The 16,490-nt window shown below is 74.0% G+C and carries 16 protein-coding genes; 5 read left to right on the plus strand and 11 right to left on the minus strand.

Annotation, left to right across the window (positions count from 1 at the left end; all coding sequences use genetic code 11):
* Positions 1 to 50 precede the first annotated feature (50 nt).
* From IE106_RS11635 to IE106_RS11655, 5 genes are all read right to left on the minus strand, one after another.
* Positions 51 to 1,079, minus strand: a complete 1,029-nt coding sequence (locus IE106_RS11635; RefSeq protein WP_189532704.1) for a ParB/RepB/Spo0J family partition protein — start codon at positions 1,077 to 1,079, stop codon at positions 51 to 53.
* Positions 1,080 to 1,276: 197 nt separating this feature from the next.
* Positions 1,277 to 2,137 carry an ABC transporter permease gene (locus IE106_RS11640; protein ID WP_189532705.1) on the minus strand — a complete coding sequence of 287 codons (861 nt, stop codon included), beginning with the start codon at positions 2,135 to 2,137 and terminating at the stop codon, positions 1,277 to 1,279.
* Positions 2,134 to 3,168 (minus strand): ATP-binding cassette domain-containing protein, encoded by a 1,035-nt coding sequence (locus IE106_RS11645; RefSeq protein ID WP_189532706.1) that lies wholly within the window; start codon positions 3,166 to 3,168, stop codon positions 2,134 to 2,136. The genes IE106_RS11640 and IE106_RS11645 overlap by 4 nt, the downstream gene beginning before the upstream one ends.
* A gap of 6 nt (positions 3,169 to 3,174) precedes the next feature.
* Positions 3,175 to 3,468: a hypothetical protein gene (locus IE106_RS11650; protein WP_229840294.1), complete on the minus strand. Its 294-nt coding sequence runs from the start codon at positions 3,466 to 3,468 to the stop codon at positions 3,175 to 3,177.
* A 5-nt stretch (positions 3,469 to 3,473) separates the two neighbouring features.
* Positions 3,474 to 3,962: a DUF2269 family protein gene (locus IE106_RS11655; protein ID WP_189532707.1), complete on the minus strand. Its 489-nt coding sequence runs from the start codon at positions 3,960 to 3,962 to the stop codon at positions 3,474 to 3,476.
* Between the two features lie 94 nt (positions 3,963 to 4,056).
* Between IE106_RS11655 and IE106_RS11660 the strand changes: the two genes are divergently transcribed.
* The 4 genes from IE106_RS11660 (at position 4,057) to IE106_RS11675 (ending at position 6,753) form a co-directional block, all read left to right on the plus strand.
* Positions 4,057 to 4,401 (plus strand): PadR family transcriptional regulator, encoded by a 345-nt coding sequence (locus IE106_RS11660; RefSeq protein WP_189532709.1) that lies wholly within the window; start codon positions 4,057 to 4,059, stop codon positions 4,399 to 4,401.
* Positions 4,398 to 5,123 (plus strand): permease prefix domain 1-containing protein, encoded by a 726-nt coding sequence (locus tag IE106_RS11665; RefSeq protein ID WP_229840295.1) that lies wholly within the window; start codon positions 4,398 to 4,400, stop codon positions 5,121 to 5,123. The genes IE106_RS11660 and IE106_RS11665 overlap by 4 nt, the downstream gene beginning before the upstream one ends.
* A 152-nt stretch (positions 5,124 to 5,275) precedes the next feature.
* Positions 5,276 to 5,998 (plus strand): hypothetical protein, encoded by a 723-nt coding sequence (locus IE106_RS11670; protein WP_189532711.1) that lies wholly within the window; start codon positions 5,276 to 5,278, stop codon positions 5,996 to 5,998.
* A 161-nt stretch (positions 5,999 to 6,159) separates the two neighbouring features.
* Complete coding sequence (locus IE106_RS11675; protein WP_189532714.1) at positions 6,160 to 6,753, plus strand: sigma-70 family RNA polymerase sigma factor; 594 nt, start codon at positions 6,160 to 6,162, stop codon at positions 6,751 to 6,753.
* Positions 6,754 to 6,808: 55 nt separating this feature from the next.
* Here the strand turns inward: IE106_RS11675 and IE106_RS11680 are convergent, their stop codons facing one another.
* A complete protein-coding gene (locus tag IE106_RS11680) occupies positions 6,809 to 9,394 on the minus strand; it encodes a bifunctional FO biosynthesis protein CofGH (RefSeq protein WP_189532716.1) in 2,586 nt (861 codons plus the stop codon).
* 448 nt (positions 9,395 to 9,842) lie between these two features.
* On the opposite strand from IE106_RS11680, the gene IE106_RS11685 reads away from it, so the two are divergent.
* Positions 9,843 to 11,612, plus strand: a complete 1,770-nt coding sequence (locus tag IE106_RS11685) for an NAD(P)/FAD-dependent oxidoreductase (protein ID WP_229840296.1) — start codon at positions 9,843 to 9,845, stop codon at positions 11,610 to 11,612.
* Positions 11,613 to 11,738: 126 nt separating this feature from the next.
* Here the strand turns inward: IE106_RS11685 and IE106_RS11690 are convergent, their stop codons facing one another.
* The 5 genes from IE106_RS11690 to IE106_RS11710 form a co-directional block, all read right to left on the minus strand.
* Positions 11,739 to 12,242: a DinB family protein gene (locus IE106_RS11690; protein ID WP_189532718.1), complete on the minus strand. Its 504-nt coding sequence runs from the start codon at positions 12,240 to 12,242 to the stop codon at positions 11,739 to 11,741.
* A gap of 95 nt (positions 12,243 to 12,337) precedes the next feature.
* On the minus strand, positions 12,338 to 12,655 hold the full coding sequence (locus tag IE106_RS11695) for a cupin domain-containing protein (RefSeq protein WP_189532719.1): 318 nt from the start codon (positions 12,653 to 12,655) through the stop codon (positions 12,338 to 12,340).
* 164 nt (positions 12,656 to 12,819) lie between these two features.
* Entirely contained in the window at positions 12,820 to 14,385 is a 1,566-nt protein-coding gene (locus tag IE106_RS11700; RefSeq protein ID WP_189532720.1) for an APC family permease, read from the minus strand.
* Positions 14,386 to 14,689: 304 nt separating this feature from the next.
* Positions 14,690 to 15,622: a serine/threonine dehydratase gene (locus IE106_RS11705; RefSeq protein ID WP_189532721.1), complete on the minus strand. Its 933-nt coding sequence runs from the start codon at positions 15,620 to 15,622 to the stop codon at positions 14,690 to 14,692.
* A gap of 1 nt (position 15,623) precedes the next feature.
* The gene (locus tag IE106_RS11710) at positions 15,624 to 16,451 is read right to left on the minus strand and encodes a 2OG-Fe(II)-dependent halogenase WelO5 family protein (RefSeq protein ID WP_189532722.1); all 828 of its coding nucleotides are present in this window, start codon (positions 16,449 to 16,451) and stop codon (positions 15,624 to 15,626) included.
* Positions 16,452 to 16,490: the final 39 nt, after the last annotated feature.

The following is a 16,490-nucleotide window of genomic DNA, read 5'->3' on the forward strand; positions in this document are numbered from 1 at the left end:
GCGAAATCGGCGCGGGGCTTCCCCGGACGGCCGGGGGGTGGATCCGGCCGTCAGGCGCTGGTGTGGGAGCGCTGCTCGCTCTGGCCGGCCCTGGCCTCCCGGTCGACCCGGTCGGCGAAGCGGAGCCACATGTCGGCGCACTCGCGGGCGAGTTTGCTGACGCCCTCGGCGCAGTGCGGCGGGACGGTCGTGGCGAGCCGCGCCCAGACGGAGGCGTCGACGTCGTGGACGGCGAAGCAGCGGAGCAGGAAGCGGCCGGACTGGGAGAGGCGCAGCGCGGGGTCCTTGCGCAGCCGCTCCAGCAGTTCGCCGGAGTCCCGCAGCGACGTGGCCTCGCGGCGCGGCCGGCGGGGCGCGGGGACGCGCGGCTCCGGCTGGTCGGCGCGGGGGCCGCGGCCCTCCGGCACCGGGTTGCGGCCGAGCAGGAGGCGCTTCTTCACGTCGTGCGCGGTGCCCAGGGAGATCCCGGCGGCGCGGGCGATCTCGCGGAGGCTCGCCCCCGGGCGCTCCAGCATCAGCTGGCCCGCCCGCTGCCGGCCGCTGGCGACGCCGGCCACGTCGGCCGGGCGCCGTTTGCCGTCCAGGCCGATGCGGGTGTTCAAGTGGGGGACCTCGTCGGTTGAACGCCGTACGCGCGACACGGTGCGCGGCGACAGCGCGGTGACGGAGGCGACGTACCGGTCGGAGAGCGCCGGGTTCTCCCGCAGGATGCGGGTGGCGGCGGCGAGCCGGTCGCTGTGGGTGAGCGGCTTGCCGTGCGAGATGTTGAGGCTCACCGCGACGGCGAAGAGGCTGTGCTCCGGCACGTCGAGGAGGTAGGCGCTGATGGTGCGGTCGCCGCGGGCGCGGGCGGCCGCGAGCCGGTGCATGCCGTCGACGACGCGCCCGGTGGGACGGTGGACGACGATGGGCGGCAGATCCTCGTCGAGCGCGACGAGCGAGTCGACGTACTCCTGGTCGAGGCCCTTGGTGCGCGGCGAATCCGCCGGAAGGAGCGTCTCGACCGGGATGTCGGCCCGGGCCGCCGTGCTCAGGGTGGGCGATAAAGGCCGTATGCCGTCGCCGTCAGCACTGCTCATCGAATCCCCCGCGTTCCCCCGCCATGATCGATGGTGCTACGCCTGCACGTTAGCAACCGGCTACAGGCCAAAGCAAGGAGTTCACGGAGTGTGCGCGGCGCCCGCCCGTTGGGCTGAAATCCCTTGTGCCAGAAGGGAAGTTGAAGGGGGGAGGCAGGGTCGCGAACCGGCCACGGGCACCGGTTCGCGCGGGCGGGTCACTTGCGGTTGTAGAGCCGGACGGTGAGGGATCCGAACACGGCCACCAGCGCCGCCGACCACCCCAGTGTCCACGCCACCTCGGCACCCGGCCAGTGGCCGTCCATGAGGCCGCGCACCGCCGAGGCGACGTGGGTGATGGGGTTGTGGTCGACCAGGGTCCGCAGCCAGCCCGGCATGGTGGCGGGGTCGACGAAGATGTCGCTGAGGAAGTTCGACGGGAAGATCACCGTCATCGAGGCGCCCATCACCGTCTTCTCGTCCCGTACGAGCAGGCCGAACATCGTCCCGATCCACGAGAAGGAGAAGGCGAAGACGATGAGGAGGAGGATGCCGGCGACGACGCCGACGGCGCCCCCGTCCGGCCGGAACCCGATGACCAGGCCGGCGGTGAGCATCACCACCGAGGCGATCGAGTAGCGCAGCACGTCGCCGAGCAGGTAGCCGACGACCGTCGCCGGCCGCCACACCGGCAGCGTGCGGAACCGGTCGAAGACCCCCTTGTCGATGTCGTTGTTGATCGCGATGCCCGTGTACATGGTGGTCATCACCACCGACATCACCATCACGCCGGGCAGCAGGTACTGGATGTACTCGCGGGGCGAGCCGGCCAGCGCCCCGCCGAAGAGGTGCGTGAACATCAGCACCAGCATCACCGGCAGCACGGTCACGTCGAACAGCTGCTCCGGCACGTGCTTGATCTTCAGCATGGCCCGCCAGCCGAACGCCATGGAGGCGGCGAACGGGCCGGGCCGCGCGGGCCGTTCGTCCGCGGCGAGCAGGTCGGCGAGGGACCGGGCCGAGACGGGCGTGAGCTCGTCGCCGCGCGGGGCGGTCTCGCCGGGCGTCACGGTGCTCATGCCGGGGCCCCCTCCTTCACGTCCGCGGGCGCGCCGCCGGCGCCCGCCCTCCGGTCGGTCAGGGCGAGGAACACCTCGTCCAGGCTCGGCTGGCCGAGCGAGAACGTGTCCACCGTGATCCCCCGCCGGGCCAGTTCGGCGAGCACCCGCGACGCCCTCTCCGCCGCGCCCCGGTCCCCGCCGGCGTCGCCGACGCGGGCCGTCAGCGCCACCGGGTCCACGTCGAGCTGCACCTCGGCGGCCAGGTGGAGGGCGAGCACCCGTTCGGCCTCCGCCCGCTGCCCGGGGTCGCGCAACCGGAGGTGGACGGAGCCGGAGCCGACGGACGCCTTCAGCTCGCCCTTGGTGCCCTCGGCGATGACCCGGCCCTTGTCGATGACGGCGATCCGGGACGCCAGCCGGTCGGCCTCGTCCAGGTACTGCGTGGTCAGCAGCACCGTCGTCCCCAGGTCGACGATCGCGCGGACGATGTCCCAGACCTGGTTGCGGGAGCGCGGGTCGAGGCCCGTGGTCGGCTCGTCGAGGAACAGCAGGGCGGGCGTGTTGAGGAGGGACGCGGCGATGTCGAGCCGCCGCCGCATGCCGCCCGAGTAGTTCTTCACCTGCCGGCCGGCGGCGTCGACCAGGGCGAACGCCTCCAGCATCCGGCCCGCGCGCTCCCGCGCCGACCGCTTCGACAGCCCGGTCAGCCGCCCCAGCAGGACCAGGTTCTCCAGTCCCGTCAGGTCCTCGTCGAGCGACGCGTACTGGCCGGTGAGGCTGACCAGGCCGCGGACCGTGTCGGCCTCCCGCACGACGTCGTGGCCGAAGATCCGGGCCTGGCCGCCGTCCGGGCGCAGCAGCGTCGCGAGCATCTTCACGGTCGTCGTCTTCCCCGCGCCGTTCGGGCCGAGGACGCCGTAGACGGTCCCCGCCTGCACGGTCAGGTCGACGCCGTCCACGGCGCGGTCGGCGCCGAACGTCTTCACCAGTCCCACGGCCTCGATGGCCGGGCCGGCCGGCGGGGCGCCGACGCCTGGGCGGTCAGCCACGGCCGGTCACCCCACCGGGTCCTTGGCGGGCGCCTTGACCGCTTCGGGGTGGCGCCGCAGCCACTGCAGGACGAGCATCCCGCCGATGCCGGGGACGAACGCCAGCGCCCGCGCCGCGCCCGCCACGCCGGCGACCGTCAGCGAGAACGTCGCCACGATGGTGATCAGGTACGCCGAGCCGTGCACCGGGCCGCCGAGGGAGGTGATCGGCTTGGCGTGGACGGTGAACAGGTTGACGAACAGGATGACGATGGAGGCGGCCTCGACCGCCGCGGCCGCGCGCAGGGCCTTCATGTTCATGTTGATCACACACCCGTCGTGGAGCCGGGACGGACGATCATCAGGACGACGACCACCGCCCACACCAGATTGAAGATCCCGGTGAGCATGCCCAGCCGCGTCGCGGCGGCGTCGAGCCCCTCGACGGCGGCGCCGTCCTGCCGGGCCATGGTCAGCATGCGCTCCTGGCCGGGGATGATCGCCATGGCGAGCAGGAACGCGGCGAGGGCGGTGAGGATCATCGACGAGATCAGCCAGGCGTCGCCCAGGACGCCGAGCTGCGCGCCCGTGGCGATCCCGAAGACCGGCACGACCAGCCCGGCGACGGCGTAGATCCGGCAGATGCGGTGCAGGAACGCGGCGATGCCGACGGCCTTCCCCTTCTCCTCACCCCCCTGCGGTGCCTCCGCCGCGGCCTGCTTGGCGAAGCGGGGGAAGAGCGAGGCCGCCACTGCGATCGACCCGACCGCGAGGATGGCGGCCAGTACGTGCACGGACAGGAGGAGCTTGGTCACGGTAGTGCCTCCAAGCGGGACCGGAGCAGACCCTCGATAGATTGGCTACCAATAGATAGCACGCCTACATCACGATTGGGTAGACTCCCTGGTCATGAGGACAGACGCGGTGCGCGGCCACTTGGACGGACTCCTCCTGGCCGTGCTCGAACCGGGCCCGCTGCACGGCTACGCGATCATCGCGGCCGTCCAGCAGCGCAGCGGGGGCGCGCTCGAACTGCGCACGGGCACGATCTATCCGGCGCTCCAGCGGCTGGAGCGGCTCGGCCTGCTCAAGAGCAGCTGGGACTCCGTCGGTGAACGACGTCGCCGCTGCTATGAGCTGACCGAGGCCGGCAGGCGTAGCCTGGCCCATGAGCGGAACGCCTGGCAGGAGTTCACGACGGCGATCGGCTCGGTCCTCAACCCGACGACACCCTCGACGGGACTGGCCACATGAGCACCGGGGTGGGCATGGAGACGAGCATCGGCGCCGCGGCGTCCGGCAAGCGGCGTCCCGCCGTTCCCTCCGATCCCATCGACGCGTACGTGGCGGCCCTCGCGGACTCCCTGCGGGGCCCCAGCCGCACCAAGTCCCGCCTCGTCGCGGAGATACGGGACGGCCTGGACGACGCGGTCTCGGCGCACACCCGCGCGGGCGTCCCCTACGAGCGGGCGGCCGAGCTGGCCGTGCGCGACTTCGGTTCGCCCGACCACCTGGCGCCGACGTTCCAGTACGAGCTGACCATCGCCCAGGCCCGGCGCACCGCCCGTGCCGCCGCGCTCACCGTGCCGCTCGCCGTCGCCTGCTGGCTGCTGATCTGGACGGCCAGCCACGACACCGCCACCTGGCAACTGCCGCGGACCACCTCGCTGCTGACGGTGCACCTGGTCGCCGTCGCCGCCGTGGCGTCGGTCCTCGCCGCGGCGACGCTCGCCGCGACGGGGCGGCTCGCCCGCTGGCTGCCCACGCCGCACCGGCTGCCCCTCGCGGTGGCCTGGACGGGCACCGCGGCGAGCATCGCCATGGCCATCGCCGCGCTCGTCCTGGTCACCCTCTCCGTCGTCGTCACCAACTGGCCGCTCGCGGTGGCCGCCGGGGCGCTCGCCGCGGCGTCGCACGCCGTGGTGGCCTCCTCGGCCCGCACGTGCCGGCAGTGCGCCCGCCTGCCGGTGAACTGACGCCGCGTGCCGTGCGCATCCGTTGAAGCAGGCCGTCCCCGGCAGCGCCGCCGAGGGCCGACAACCGAGGACAGTCCGCCGCCGCGCCCCCTGCGCCCGGAGCCACGCGGAGGACCGGACCCCAGTACTCCGAGGCGGGGTGACGTGCGTTGGTGAGACCCGCGGGCCCGGGGCCCGCCCTGAGGCTGGTGCGCGCCGCCGTCTTCGCCGCCGTGTGCGTCCTGACCGCCGCGCTGGGGCACTCCCTCGCCGCCGACTCCCCGTTACCCCTCGACTTCCTCACCGGGGCCCTGGCCGTCACCACCGCGGCCGCCTGGTGGCTGGCCCGCGTCGAGCGCGGCGCCCTCCAGATCACGGCGACGACGGTCGGCGCCCAACTGGCCCTGCACACCCTGTTCTCCTTCGCGCCGGTCCCCGGCGGCGGCGGGCACCACCAGCACCAGCAGGAGGCCGTCGCCCTCCCGCAGAGCGTGTGCATGGGCGGCGCCGTCGACCCCGTCGCCCAGGCCGTGTGGCAGGCCCACACCGGTGCGGTGCCCCCGGCGCCGCCCGGACCCGAGTCGCCCGTCGCGTACGTGGTGCAGCTCCTCACCCACGGCTCCTGGACCATGTTCCTCGCCCACGTCCTGGCCGCCCTCGTGTGCGGGCTGTGGATGTGGCGCGGCGAGGCCGGGTTCTTCGCGATCGCCCGCTCCCTCCACTGCGCCTTCTTCGAGCCGCTGCGGCTCGCCCTCGCCGGGCTCCCCCCGGCGCGGCTCCTGGCCGTCCCGCGCGTGGCCCCCGTCGCGGTGCACCCGCGCCGGCTGCGCGACCTGCTGCTGCGGCACGCCATGTCCCGGCGCGGCCCGCCACGGGGGCACCCGGTCCCCTGCTGACCCGGCCGCCACGACGGCGGCCCGGCGAGGGACCGGTGCGAGCGTCTCCCACCCCTCCCCCTCGCACGTGCCCCGCCGCGCCGGTCCACGCCGGGCGGCGGGCACGCGTGGCCGGACGCCCCCGCGTCCGGCTGCGGCGCGCAGCAACGAAGGACGTTTCCATGCCCACCCACCTCAGTGGCGTACGCGACCGTGCCGCCGTTCCCGACGACGAGCAGATCACCGACTGGGCCCTGGCCGCCGCCCGCGGCGACGCCACGGCGACGGAGGAGTTCATCGCCGCGACCCACCTGCACGTCTGGCGGTTCATCACCCGCGCCTGCGGCGACGCCCACAGCGCGGACGACCTCACCCAGGAGACCTACCTGCGGGCCCTGCGCAGCCTCCCCCGGTTCGCGGCGCGCTGCCACGCCCGGACCTGGCTGCTGTCGATCGCCCGCCGGGTCGTCGTCGACCGCTACCGGTCGAACGCCGCCCGCCCCCGCCTCGCCGACACGGCCGACTGGCAGGCGGCCGCCGAGCGCACCCAGCAGACGGGACTGCCCGGCTTCGACGAGGGCGTGGCCCTGCTCGACCTGCTGGAGTCGCTCGACCGGCCGCGCCGCGAGTCGTTCATCCTCACCCAGGTCAAGGGCCTCTCCTACGAGGAGGCCGCCTCGATCGCGGGCTGCCCGATCGGCACGGTGCGCTCCCGGGTCAACCGGGCCCGGCAGAACCTCACGCACCTGCTGAAGTCGGCGGAGTCCGCCGCCTGAACGGGGGCGGCCGGGGCCCCTGACGAACCCCGGCCGCCCCTCCCCCCTCGCGGGGTCACTCCGACAGGACGGGCAGCAGCTCCGGCAGGTGCCCGTCCGACGCCGCGGCCGCCGCCCGCCGCTCCTCGGGCACCTCGCCGTACAGCGTCGTGCGCGGCCGCGCCGGGCGGCCCGCCGCCTCCGCGATGGCGACGAGGTCCCGCACCGACTTGTAGGAGCCGTAACCGGACCCGGCCATGCGGGAGATCGTCTCCTCCATCAGCGTGCCGCCCAGGTCGTTCGCCCCGGACCGCAGCATCTCCGCCGCGCCGTCCGCGCCGAGCTTCACCCAGCTGGTCTGGATGTTCGGGATGTGCGGGTGCAGCAACAGCCGCGCCATCGCGGTGACCGCCCGGTTGTCGCGGACGGTCGGGCCGGGCCGGGCGATCCCCGCCAGGTACACGGGCGCGTTGGTGTGGACGAACGGCAGCGTCACGAACTCGGTGAACCCGCCGGTCTCCTGCTGGAGCCGGGCCAGCGTCCGCAGGTGGCCGAGCCAGTGCCGGGGCTGGTCCACGTGCCCGTACATCATCGTCGACGAGGACCGGATGCCCAGCTCGTGCGCCGTCCGGACGACCTCGATCCAGGTGGCGGCGGGCAGCTTGCCCTTGGTGAGGACCCACCGCACCTCGTCGTCGAGGATCTCCGCGGCCGTGCCGGGGATCGAGTCGAGCCCGGCCTCCCGCGCGGCGGACAGCCAGTCGCGGATCGACAGGCCCGTCCGGGTCGCGCCGTTGACGACCTCCATCGGTGAGAAGGCGTGCACGTGGATGCCCGGCACGCGTTCCTTCACGGCCCGCGCGATGTCGAAGTAGGCGGTGCCCGGCAGGTCCGGGTGGATGCCGCCCTGCATGCACACCTCGACCGCGCCCACGTCCCACGCCTGCGCGGCCCGGTCGGCGACCTGCTCCAGGGAGAGGGTGTACGCGTCGGCGTCCGTGCGCCGCTGGGCGAAGGCGCAGAAGCGGCAGCCGGTGTAGCAGACGTTCGTGAAGTTGATGTTGCGGGTGACGACGTACGTGACGTCGTCGCCGACGGCCGCCCTGCGCACGTCGTCGGCGATCCGGCACAGGGCGTCCAGCGCCGGGCCGTCGGCGTGCAGCAGCGCCAGCGCCTGCGCGTCGGTCAGCCGCGTCGGGTCGTCCGCCGCGGTGGCCAGCGCCTCCCGTACGTCGGTGTCGACGCGCTGCGGCACGAGGCCGGGCGCCGCGGCCTCCCGCAGGGCGTCCCAGTCGCCGTACACGGCGTCGAAGTCGTCGCGCCGGTCGTGCGTGCGGCCCTCGGTGTCGATGGTGCGGTGCAGGTCGGTGCGGCCGGCCGCGGTGAACGCCTCGTCGGGCTCCTGCCAGGGCAGCCCCCTCGGCACCGCGTCCGGCCGGGCGAGCCCGGTGTCCGGGTCGGCGAGCGCGGTGACGTGCGGCAGCAGCCGCGGGTCCAGCCACGGCTCGCCGCGCAGCACGAACTCCGGGTACACGCACAGCCGTTCGCGCAGCTCGAAGCCGGCGGCCGCGGACCGCTCGGCGAGCACCTCGATCTGCGGCCAGGGCCGCTCCGGGTTGACGTGGTCGATGGTGACGGGGGAGACCCCGCCCCAGTCGTCGATGCCCGCGCCGATGAGCCGCCCGTACGCCTCGTCGACGAGGTTCGGCGGGGCCTGGAGGCAGGCGGACGGGCCGAGCAGGTGCCGGGCCACGGCGACCGTCGCCACCAGGTCGTCCAGGTCCGCGTCGGGCGCGCCGCGCATCGCCGTGTCCGGCTTGGCGCGGAAGTTCTGGATGATCAGCTCCTGGATGCCGTGGTACGCGCGGGCCACGCGGCGCAGCGCGAACAGCGACTCGGCGCGCTCCTCGTACGTCTCGCCGATCCCGATGAGCAGCCCGCTGGTGAACGGCACGGACGAGCGGCCCGCGTCCTCCAGCACCCGCAGCCGCACCGCCGGCTCCTTGTCGGGCGAGCCGTGGTGGGGGCCGCCGGGCTCGGACCAGAGCCGTTCGGCGGTGGTCTCCAGCATCATGCCCATGGACGGCGCGACGGGCTTGAGCCGCTGGAAGTCCGTCCACGACAGGACGCCCGGGTTGAGGTGGGGCAGCAGCCCGGTCTCCTCCAGGATCCGGATGGAGACGGCCCGCACGTACGCGAGGGTGTCGTCGTAGCCGTGCGCGTCCAGCCACTCCCGCGCCTGGGGCCAGCGGTCCTCCGGCTTGTCGCCGAGCGTGATCAGCGCTTCCTTGCAGCCGAGCGCGGCGCCCTTGCGGGCGATGTCGAGGACCTCGTCCATCGACAGGAACATCCCGTGCCCGGCGCGGCGCAGCTTGCCCGGCGCGGTCGCGAACGTGCAGTAGTGGCAGGTGTCGCGGCACAGCCGGGTGAGGGGGACGAAGACGCTCCTCGAGTACGTGATGACACCGGGCCGGCCCGCCTCGGCGAGCCCCGCGTCGCGCACCCGGGCGGCCGAGGCGGCCAGTTGGTCGAGGTCGGCGCCGCGCGCCCGGAGCAGGACGGCGGCCTCGGTGACGTCGAGCGCGACCCCGTCCCTCGCCCGCCTCAGCGCGCGGCGCATGGCGTTGTCGGTCGGTCGGCTTCCGGTTCCCGTGGAGGTCATTCCCCGAGGATACGAGCGGTCCCGGAGGCGGCGCGCACAGCTGTCCGGAAGCGGCGGGGCCACCGCCCGGCGGCCCGGCGGCAGCCGCTCGGCGGCGGACCGGCGGGCGCGCGTTCAGGCCCCTGTGGACGGGGACCCCCGGGGAACGTACGGTCGTCACGTCGCCCCCCGGAGGGGGTGCGGGACGGGGGTTTCGCATCATGGCGCGCAGTGGTCCGACCAGTTCGCCCGGCGGGGACGACGCGCCCCGCGCGCGCCCCGCGGTCCGCTAGGGACCGAGCGACCGGTGCCCGCGGCCGTCCGGGCCGCCCCTCCCCCGCCCGTACGCGCTCTCCGCCGCTCCGCGCCCGCGCGGCCCGGAGCCGTCCCCCCACTCCCCCACCCCTCGTTTCCGGCACGCCCACGTCACCGGCACATCCACGTACCAGCGAACGAAAGGTTCAGACACGTGCGGGAGTACTACGACGTCGTGATCATGGGTGGTGGCCCGGCCGGGTCCACCCTCGGAGCCCTGCTGGCCCAGCGCACCGACCTGCGGATAGCGATCTTCGACCGGGAGGTCTTCCCCCGCGAGCACATCGGCGAGTCCTTCGCCCACCCCGTCGTCCCCGCGCTCCAGGAGAGCGGTGCGCTGGCGAAGGTCCTCGCCAGCCCCTGCTGGGTGAAGAAGTTCGGGGGCGTCTACGCCTGGGACCCCGAGCGGCCGAGCGTGGCCCTCTTCGACCAGGCGCCGTTCGAGAAGGACGGCGTGCACCGGTGGACCATGCACGTCAACCGCGCCGAGTTCGACCACATCCTGCTGGACCACGCCGCCGACGTGGGGGTGGAGGTCTTCCAGGGCGTCGCCGTCACCGCGTACGAACCGGGCGACCGGGGCGGCCTGGTGCGCCTCGGGGACGGCACGGCCGTGCGGGCCGGCTACTTCGTGGACGCGTCGGGCCGGCAGAGCAGCGTCTCCGCGGCCCGCAACAAGCGGGGCTGGCTGTCCCACTTCAAGAACATCGCCATCTGGCAGCACTTCACCGGCGGCCGGCAGACCCAGAACCTCGCGGCGGACTGGAACATCTTCACCGACGACAACCTGTCCCCGATCGGCTGCTTCGCCTTCCGCGACGGCTGGTGCTGGTACATCCCCGTCCCGAAGGTCGTCGACGGGAAGCGGGTCCTGACCCACTCGGTCGGCATCGTGACGAACCCGGCCGTCCTGAAGGAGCCGGGCCGGGACTTCACCGACCAGAGGACGTTCCTGGAGACGGTGCGCCGGGTCCCGTACCTCGAGGAGCTGATCCAGGACGCCGTACCGGTCGCGGAGGACATGCTGACGGCGACCAACTACTCGCGGGTGAGCGAGGAGTTCGCCGACTACGACGAGCGGCACCTGCTGGTGGGCGACGCGGCGTTCTTCGTGGACCCGCTGTTCTCGTCGGGCGTCGCGGTCGCGCTGACGCAGGCGTCGGCGGCGGCGCTGCTGATCGGCGAGACCGTCGGCGGCGGGCTCGACGAGGTGGACCGGCGGGCCCTGTGGCAGGACTACAACGACAAGTGGCACGGCACGGCCGAGACGTTCGCCCTGATGATCGACCAGTGGTACCACGCCATCGCGAAGAACAACCCGGGCAGCGTCTACTGGAACACCCGCGGGACGGGCGCCGACCTCGGCATCCGCGAGCAGACGTTCGACGCGCTGCTCAACACCTCGTTCCAGCCGACGCTGCTGGAGGTGCTGACGCACGGCTCCCGCAGGATCGAGGACCTGGACGCGGCGGGCCCCTACCTGGCGGCGACCGCGCTGGCCGACCCTGCGGGCCTGACCGGCGACGCGGTGGTGGCGCTGGCGCCGAACACGGCGATCCGCGACAGCGTGACGCTGGTGGTGCCCGGGTTCAAGGCGACCCACCCGCCGGCCACGGTCCAGCTGCCGCCCGCGGTCCTCGACGGCATGGCGGACTACTGGCGCAACCCCCTCACCAACGCCGCGTCGGCTCCGTCGCCGCTGCGCGGCACGGTCCCGTGCAGGCGGATCCACTCCACGGAGGACCCGCACGGCCCCACCGTCGACGCGGACCCGCGCCGCGACGGGGTGGACGAGCTGTGGGCCCTGCTGAGCGCCGGCCCGGTCAAGTACGGGGAGATCGCCCCGCGCCTGACCCCGCTCCAGACGCGCCTGGTCAAGCGCATGTGCGTGGCGGGCTTCCTCCGGATCACCCCGGCGTCGTGACGGCGGCCGGTGCCGGACCCCCGTCCGGGCGGGCCCGGCACCGGCACCGGCGTGTGCCCGTCCGCCCCCGCGGCCGCCGTCCCGCGGCGGACGGGCCCGCGGGGCGGGAGGGGTGGTCGTACGCCCTCAGACGCCGGTGCGTCCGTCGGTCAGTTCGCGGATCGCGTCGAGGTGGCCGTTGTGGCGGGCGGTCTCCTCGATCAGGTGCAGGAGGATCCACCGCAGCGTGACGCGGACGCCGTCCCGGACGGGCTGCTTCGCCTCGGTGTCGAGGTCGTGCCCGGCGACCAGCCGGCGGAGGCGGTCGCTCTGCCCGGTGTAGTCGGCGAGCAGTCGCGGCAGGGGGACGTCGAGGGCGATCCGCATCTCCCGGTCGGGGTCCTCGGCGGTCCACGGGGTGTGGTCCTCGCCGCCCAGGAAGACGACGTCCAGCCAGTAGTGCTCCACCCAGCGCAGATGGCTGATCAGTCCGGCGGCCGTCATGAGCGGGGAGTGCGGCAGCGGCGCCCCGCGCGCGTCCTCCTCGGAGAGGCCGTCGCACTTGGCGACGGCGGTGTCGCGGACGTAGTCGAGGAAGGTGAGCAGGTGGGCGCGCTCGTCCCGGGTGGGGGGCAGGTCGGTGCGTGTCATCCCCGCATGCTCGCCGCCGCCCGGCACCCGTGTCGAACGGATTGACGGTCCGGCGTGCGGGCCGCGCGGTCCCCGCCCCGCCCCCCGGGGTGGCGTCAGTCGTTGACCGCGGTCAGCAGGAACGCCGTGTCCGTCACCGCCACCAGGCTGTGCCGCTCCGGCGGGATCAGGAAGAGGTCGCCCATCGTGAGCTCCACCTCCTCCGACGCGGTCTTCAGCTTCACGACCCCGCGCAGCACCTGCAGGGACGCCGCGGGCGGCGCGTTGTGCTCGTCGAGCCTGGTGCCGGCCGTGAGCGCGATGACCGTCTGCCGCAGCGGCCGCTCCCGCAGCAGCAGGTTGGCGCTGCGCCCGTGCTCCGAGCGGTGGGCGGCGACCAGGTGTTCCTCGGCGATGGCGTAGAGGTCGTACATACGTCCACCCTGCACCCCCGGCGCCGGGGCCGCACGGGAAGCGCGTACGGACCGGCGATCCGGCCCGCCCGGCCGGGGGCGCGGGGCGGGAACGCCGCGCGGCCGGGGCCCCGGGGGGGCTCCGGCCGCGCGGTGGCTCAGGTGGGGGGTGGGAGGGGCGGGGTTCAGTCCTCGACGACCAGCGCGGGCGTCTCCTTGGTCAGCACCTCGCCGCGGAAGAACGCCGGGCTGCGGCGGTGCATGACCGCCATCAGGAGCACGCCGACGAGCAGCAGTCCGACGCCGATGACGAAGACCGAGCCGACGCCGAGGACCGACGACCCGCTGCCGTACGCCGGGTCCCACATGTCCGTGAGGGTCTGGGCGAAGACGGCCGTCAGCATCAGCCCGCCGAGGCCCGGCAGGACGCCCTTGACCAGCAGGTCGCGGGCCGAGCGGGTCAGCTCGCGGCGGAAGAACCAGACGCAGGCGAAGGCGGTGATCGCGTAGTAGAAGCAGATCATCAGGCCGAGCGCGTAGATCGTGTCGACCAGGACGTTCTCGCTGACGAGGGTCATCACCGAGTAGAAGACGCCCGTCGCGACACCGGCGACGACGGTCGCGCGGCCGGGGGTCTTGTGGACGGGGTGGACCTTGGAGAAGGCCGGCGGGAACGCCTCGTACGTGGACATCGCGAGCGCCGTGCGGGCGACGGGGATGAACGTCGTCTGGAGGCTGGCCGCGGCGGAGGCGAGGACGGCGACGAACAGCAGGATGCCGAGCCCGGAGCCCATGACCGGGGAGGCGAGCGCGGCGAAGACGTTGTCGGAGGTCTCCGGGTTGCCCAGGCCCAGGCCCTTCTCGCCGACGCCCGCGTACATCTGCACGGCGACGGCGACCACCAGGTACGAGGAGACGATCACGACGATGGCCAGCAGGGCGGCCCGGCCGGGCGTGCGGGCGCTGCCGACGCTCTCCTCGTTCACGGACAGGCAGGTGTCCCAGCCCCAGTAGATGAAGATCGACAGGGAGAGCCCGGCGGTGAAGGCGGCGAAGGAGTCCACCGCGAAGGGGTTCATCCAGGTCCAGGAGAAGGACAGGGAGCCGGCCACCTCGTCGGCCTTCGTCACGGCCGTCACGGCGAACAGGACGATCACGGCCAGCTGGAGGCCGACGAGGGCGTACTGGAGCCACTTCGTGGCGGTGATGCCCCGGTAGCTGACGACCGTCGCGGCGGCGACGAAGGCGAGGGTGGTGAGGATGTGGACGGTCTTGTTCCCGTCGAGGGCGGCGATCGACGGGTCGCCGGTGATCTCGCCGGCGGTCAGCCAGAAGAAGGATGTGGCGACACCGGCCAGGTTGGACAGGACGACCACGGTGGCGACCAGCAGGCCCCAGCCGCACATCCAGCCGACCTTCGGGCCGAACGCCTTCACCGACCAGGTGAAGGAGGTGCCGCAGTCGGGGACGGCCCTGTTCAGCTCGCGGTAGGCGAAGGCCACGAGCAGCATGGGGAGGAACCCGGCGAGGAAGATCGCGGGCATCTGGAGGCCGACCTCGCCGACCGTGGGGCCCAGCGTCGAGGTCAGGCAGTAGACCGGGGCGACGGTCGAGATGCCGATGACGGCACCGCCCGTCAGCCCGACGGAGTTGCCGCCGAGGCCCTTGGTGCGTACGCCGCCGCTCTCGCCCGTGGCGGCGACGTTCCTTACCGTGTCTCCGGCCGGGGGCCGTGCTTCCACCTGAGTCATGAGCAGGACGGTAGGTGCTGCGGTTTCCACATCCGGAGGCCCGAACTCCGCGATCTTCACCTTTGCTTGTGCGGGAGGAACCGGACCGGAAACAAGGAATTCATGGCCTGTTCACCGTTGAACCATGCTTCTCTCGGCCCTGACGGCCGACGTTCGATATGCGGGAACCGCAGCGGCGTCCGCTTTGCCCCTTTCAAAAATTTCCCGTGCTTGTTTTTCCGTTCCCCGCCGGGCTCCCCACCGGCTCCCCGCCCGGTCGCCGACCGCCCCCGCGCGGTCGCCGTCCGGCGTCAGGCGCCCGGCGTCAGGCGGGGCGCGTCAGGTCCCCCGGGTCCGTGTTCGCCCCGCACAGCACCACGGCGGTCCGCTCGCCCTCGGCGGGGCGGTAGGCGCGCAGCCCGGCCAGCGCGGCGGCGGCCGCGTGCTCCACGGCGATGCGGTGCTCCTCCCACAGGTCCTGCCGGGCGCGCACGATCTCGCCGTCCGGCACCAGGACCGAGCACACGTCGTAGCGCTGCGCCGCGTGGAGCGCCATCGGCGTCACCCGGCGGGCGCCGAGCGCGTCGGCGGCGACCGACGCGACGGGCACGTCCACGACCTCGCCCGCCGCGAGGGCCGCGTTCAGCGCGCGGCAGTCCTCCGGCTCGACGGCGACGACCCGTACGCCGTGCTCGTGCGCCGACGCGGCGACCCCGGCGAACAGCCCGCCGCCGCCCACGGAGACCACGACCGTGTCCAGACCCGGCAGGCGGGAGCGCAGCTCCTCCATGAGCGTGCCGGCGCCGGCGGCGATGAGCGGGTGGTCGTACGCGTGCGAGGCGAGCGCCCCGCTCCCGGCGGCGTACGCCCGGCACGACTCCAGCGCCTCGGCGTACTCGCCGCCCGAGAGCCGCACGTCGGCGCCGTACGCGCGCAGCCGCGCCACCTTCACGGCGGGCGCGTTCTCGGGCAGGAACACCGTCGCCCGCACGCCCTGGGCGCGGGCCGCCCACGCGCAGGCGAGCCCGGCGTTGCCGCCCGAGGCGATGGTGACGCCCGCCTCGGGCAGGGTGCCGGCCTCCTGGTGGGCGCGGATGAAGTTGATGGCACCGCGCGCCTTGAAGGTGCCCGTGTACTGGAGGAACTCCAGGGCGAACCACGTCCGCCCGTCCCCGCCGGGCGCCACCGCGAGGGGCCGGACCCGTCCGGCGACCCGCCCGGCCGCCGCCGTCACGTCCTCGTACGTGAGGTGATCCATGTCAGGACCATACGACGAGGCGGCCGCCGGTGGTGACGCCGAGGAAGAAGGCGAACGCGATCCGCCGCCCCGGGCCCCGGTTGGGCTCCACCGCGTGGAAGTGCGCCGGGTCGAACAGCAGCGCGTCGCCCGGGTGCGGCGGCAGCTCCACCCGCTGGCGGCCCTCGACGGCCGCGGGCCGGTAGCCGTACGCGTCGCGGTGCCCCTCGTCGGCGGGCTCCCAGCGGTGCCGCCACACGATCGTCGCCCCGCCGCCGGAGGCCACGCTCACGTACAGGTTGAAGGCCAGCTGGGCGACGACGTCCTGGTCGAACAGCCCAGCGGGGAACTCGCGGTTGATGTCGTCGTAGTGCATCAGCAGCCCGGCGTCGATCTCCCGCAGGGTGCCGCCGAAGGCCGCCCGGCCGCCGACGGTGGCGGGGACCACGGCGGAGCCCCACGCCGCGCCGAGCAGGGCCAGGGCGTGCGCGACCGGGTCGGGGCGGATCGCGGCGCGGCCCCACGTCGCGCGGGCGGCGTCGGCGTCGGGCCAGTACCGGGCGGTGTCGAGGCCACCGCCGGGCAGCCGGTAGTCGTTGAGCGCCGGCCCGAACCGCAGGACGGGCGTCGGCACCCGGCCCGGGTCGTAGGGCGCGGTCGGCAGCCGGTCCAGCGCCCCGGTCACGGCCCGGCACCCGGCGGGGTCGAGGAACCCGGGGACGCGGACGGCGGCGAGCGTGCCACCCGCCAGCCGGGCGAGGTGCCGGGCGGTGAACGCGGGGGCGTCCACGGCGGCGAACAGGGGGTCACGGGCGATGAGCGCGGTCGGCGCGGTCGGCGCAGAGGCCATGTCGCCTCCTCGGACGGAGGACATACGGCACGTTTCGAC

This window comes from Streptomyces roseolilacinus (assembly GCF_014649335.1).
Taxonomy (GTDB): domain Bacteria; phylum Actinomycetota; class Actinomycetes; order Streptomycetales; family Streptomycetaceae; genus Streptomyces; species Streptomyces roseolilacinus.

Bases quoted from the DNA above. Each gene is read 5' to 3' on its own strand.
- IE106_RS11690 (WP_189532718.1), bottom strand. From the start codon at position 12,242: ATGACACGCACCGACCTGCCCCCCACCCGGGACGAGCGCGCCCACCTG.
- IE106_RS11660 (WP_189532709.1), top strand. From the start codon at position 4,057: ATGAGGACAGACGCGGTGCGCGGCCACTTGGACGGACTCCTCCTGGCC.
- IE106_RS11680 (WP_189532716.1), bottom strand. From the start codon at position 9,394: ATGACCTCCACGGGAACCGGAAGCCGACCGACCGACAACGCCATGCGC.
- IE106_RS11695 (WP_189532719.1), bottom strand. From the start codon at position 12,655: ATGTACGACCTCTACGCCATCGCCGAGGAACACCTGGTCGCCGCCCAC.
- IE106_RS11640 (WP_189532705.1), bottom strand. From the start codon at position 2,137: ATGAGCACCGTGACGCCCGGCGAGACCGCCCCGCGCGGCGACGAGCTC.
- IE106_RS11705 (WP_189532721.1), bottom strand. From the start codon at position 15,622: ATGGATCACCTCACGTACGAGGACGTGACGGCGGCGGCCGGGCGGGTC.
- IE106_RS11710 (WP_189532722.1), bottom strand. From the start codon at position 16,451: ATGGCCTCTGCGCCGACCGCGCCGACCGCGCTCATCGCCCGTGACCCC.
- IE106_RS11650 (WP_229840294.1), bottom strand. From the start codon at position 3,468: ATGAACATGAAGGCCCTGCGCGCGGCCGCGGCGGTCGAGGCCGCCTCC.
- IE106_RS11635 (WP_189532704.1), bottom strand. From the start codon at position 1,079: ATGAGCAGTGCTGACGGCGACGGCATACGGCCTTTATCGCCCACCCTG.
- IE106_RS11675 (WP_189532714.1), top strand. From the start codon at position 6,160: ATGCCCACCCACCTCAGTGGCGTACGCGACCGTGCCGCCGTTCCCGAC.
- IE106_RS11665 (WP_229840295.1), top strand. From the start codon at position 4,398: ATGAGCACCGGGGTGGGCATGGAGACGAGCATCGGCGCCGCGGCGTCC.
- IE106_RS11700 (WP_189532720.1), bottom strand. From the start codon at position 14,385: ATGACTCAGGTGGAAGCACGGCCCCCGGCCGGAGACACGGTAAGGAAC.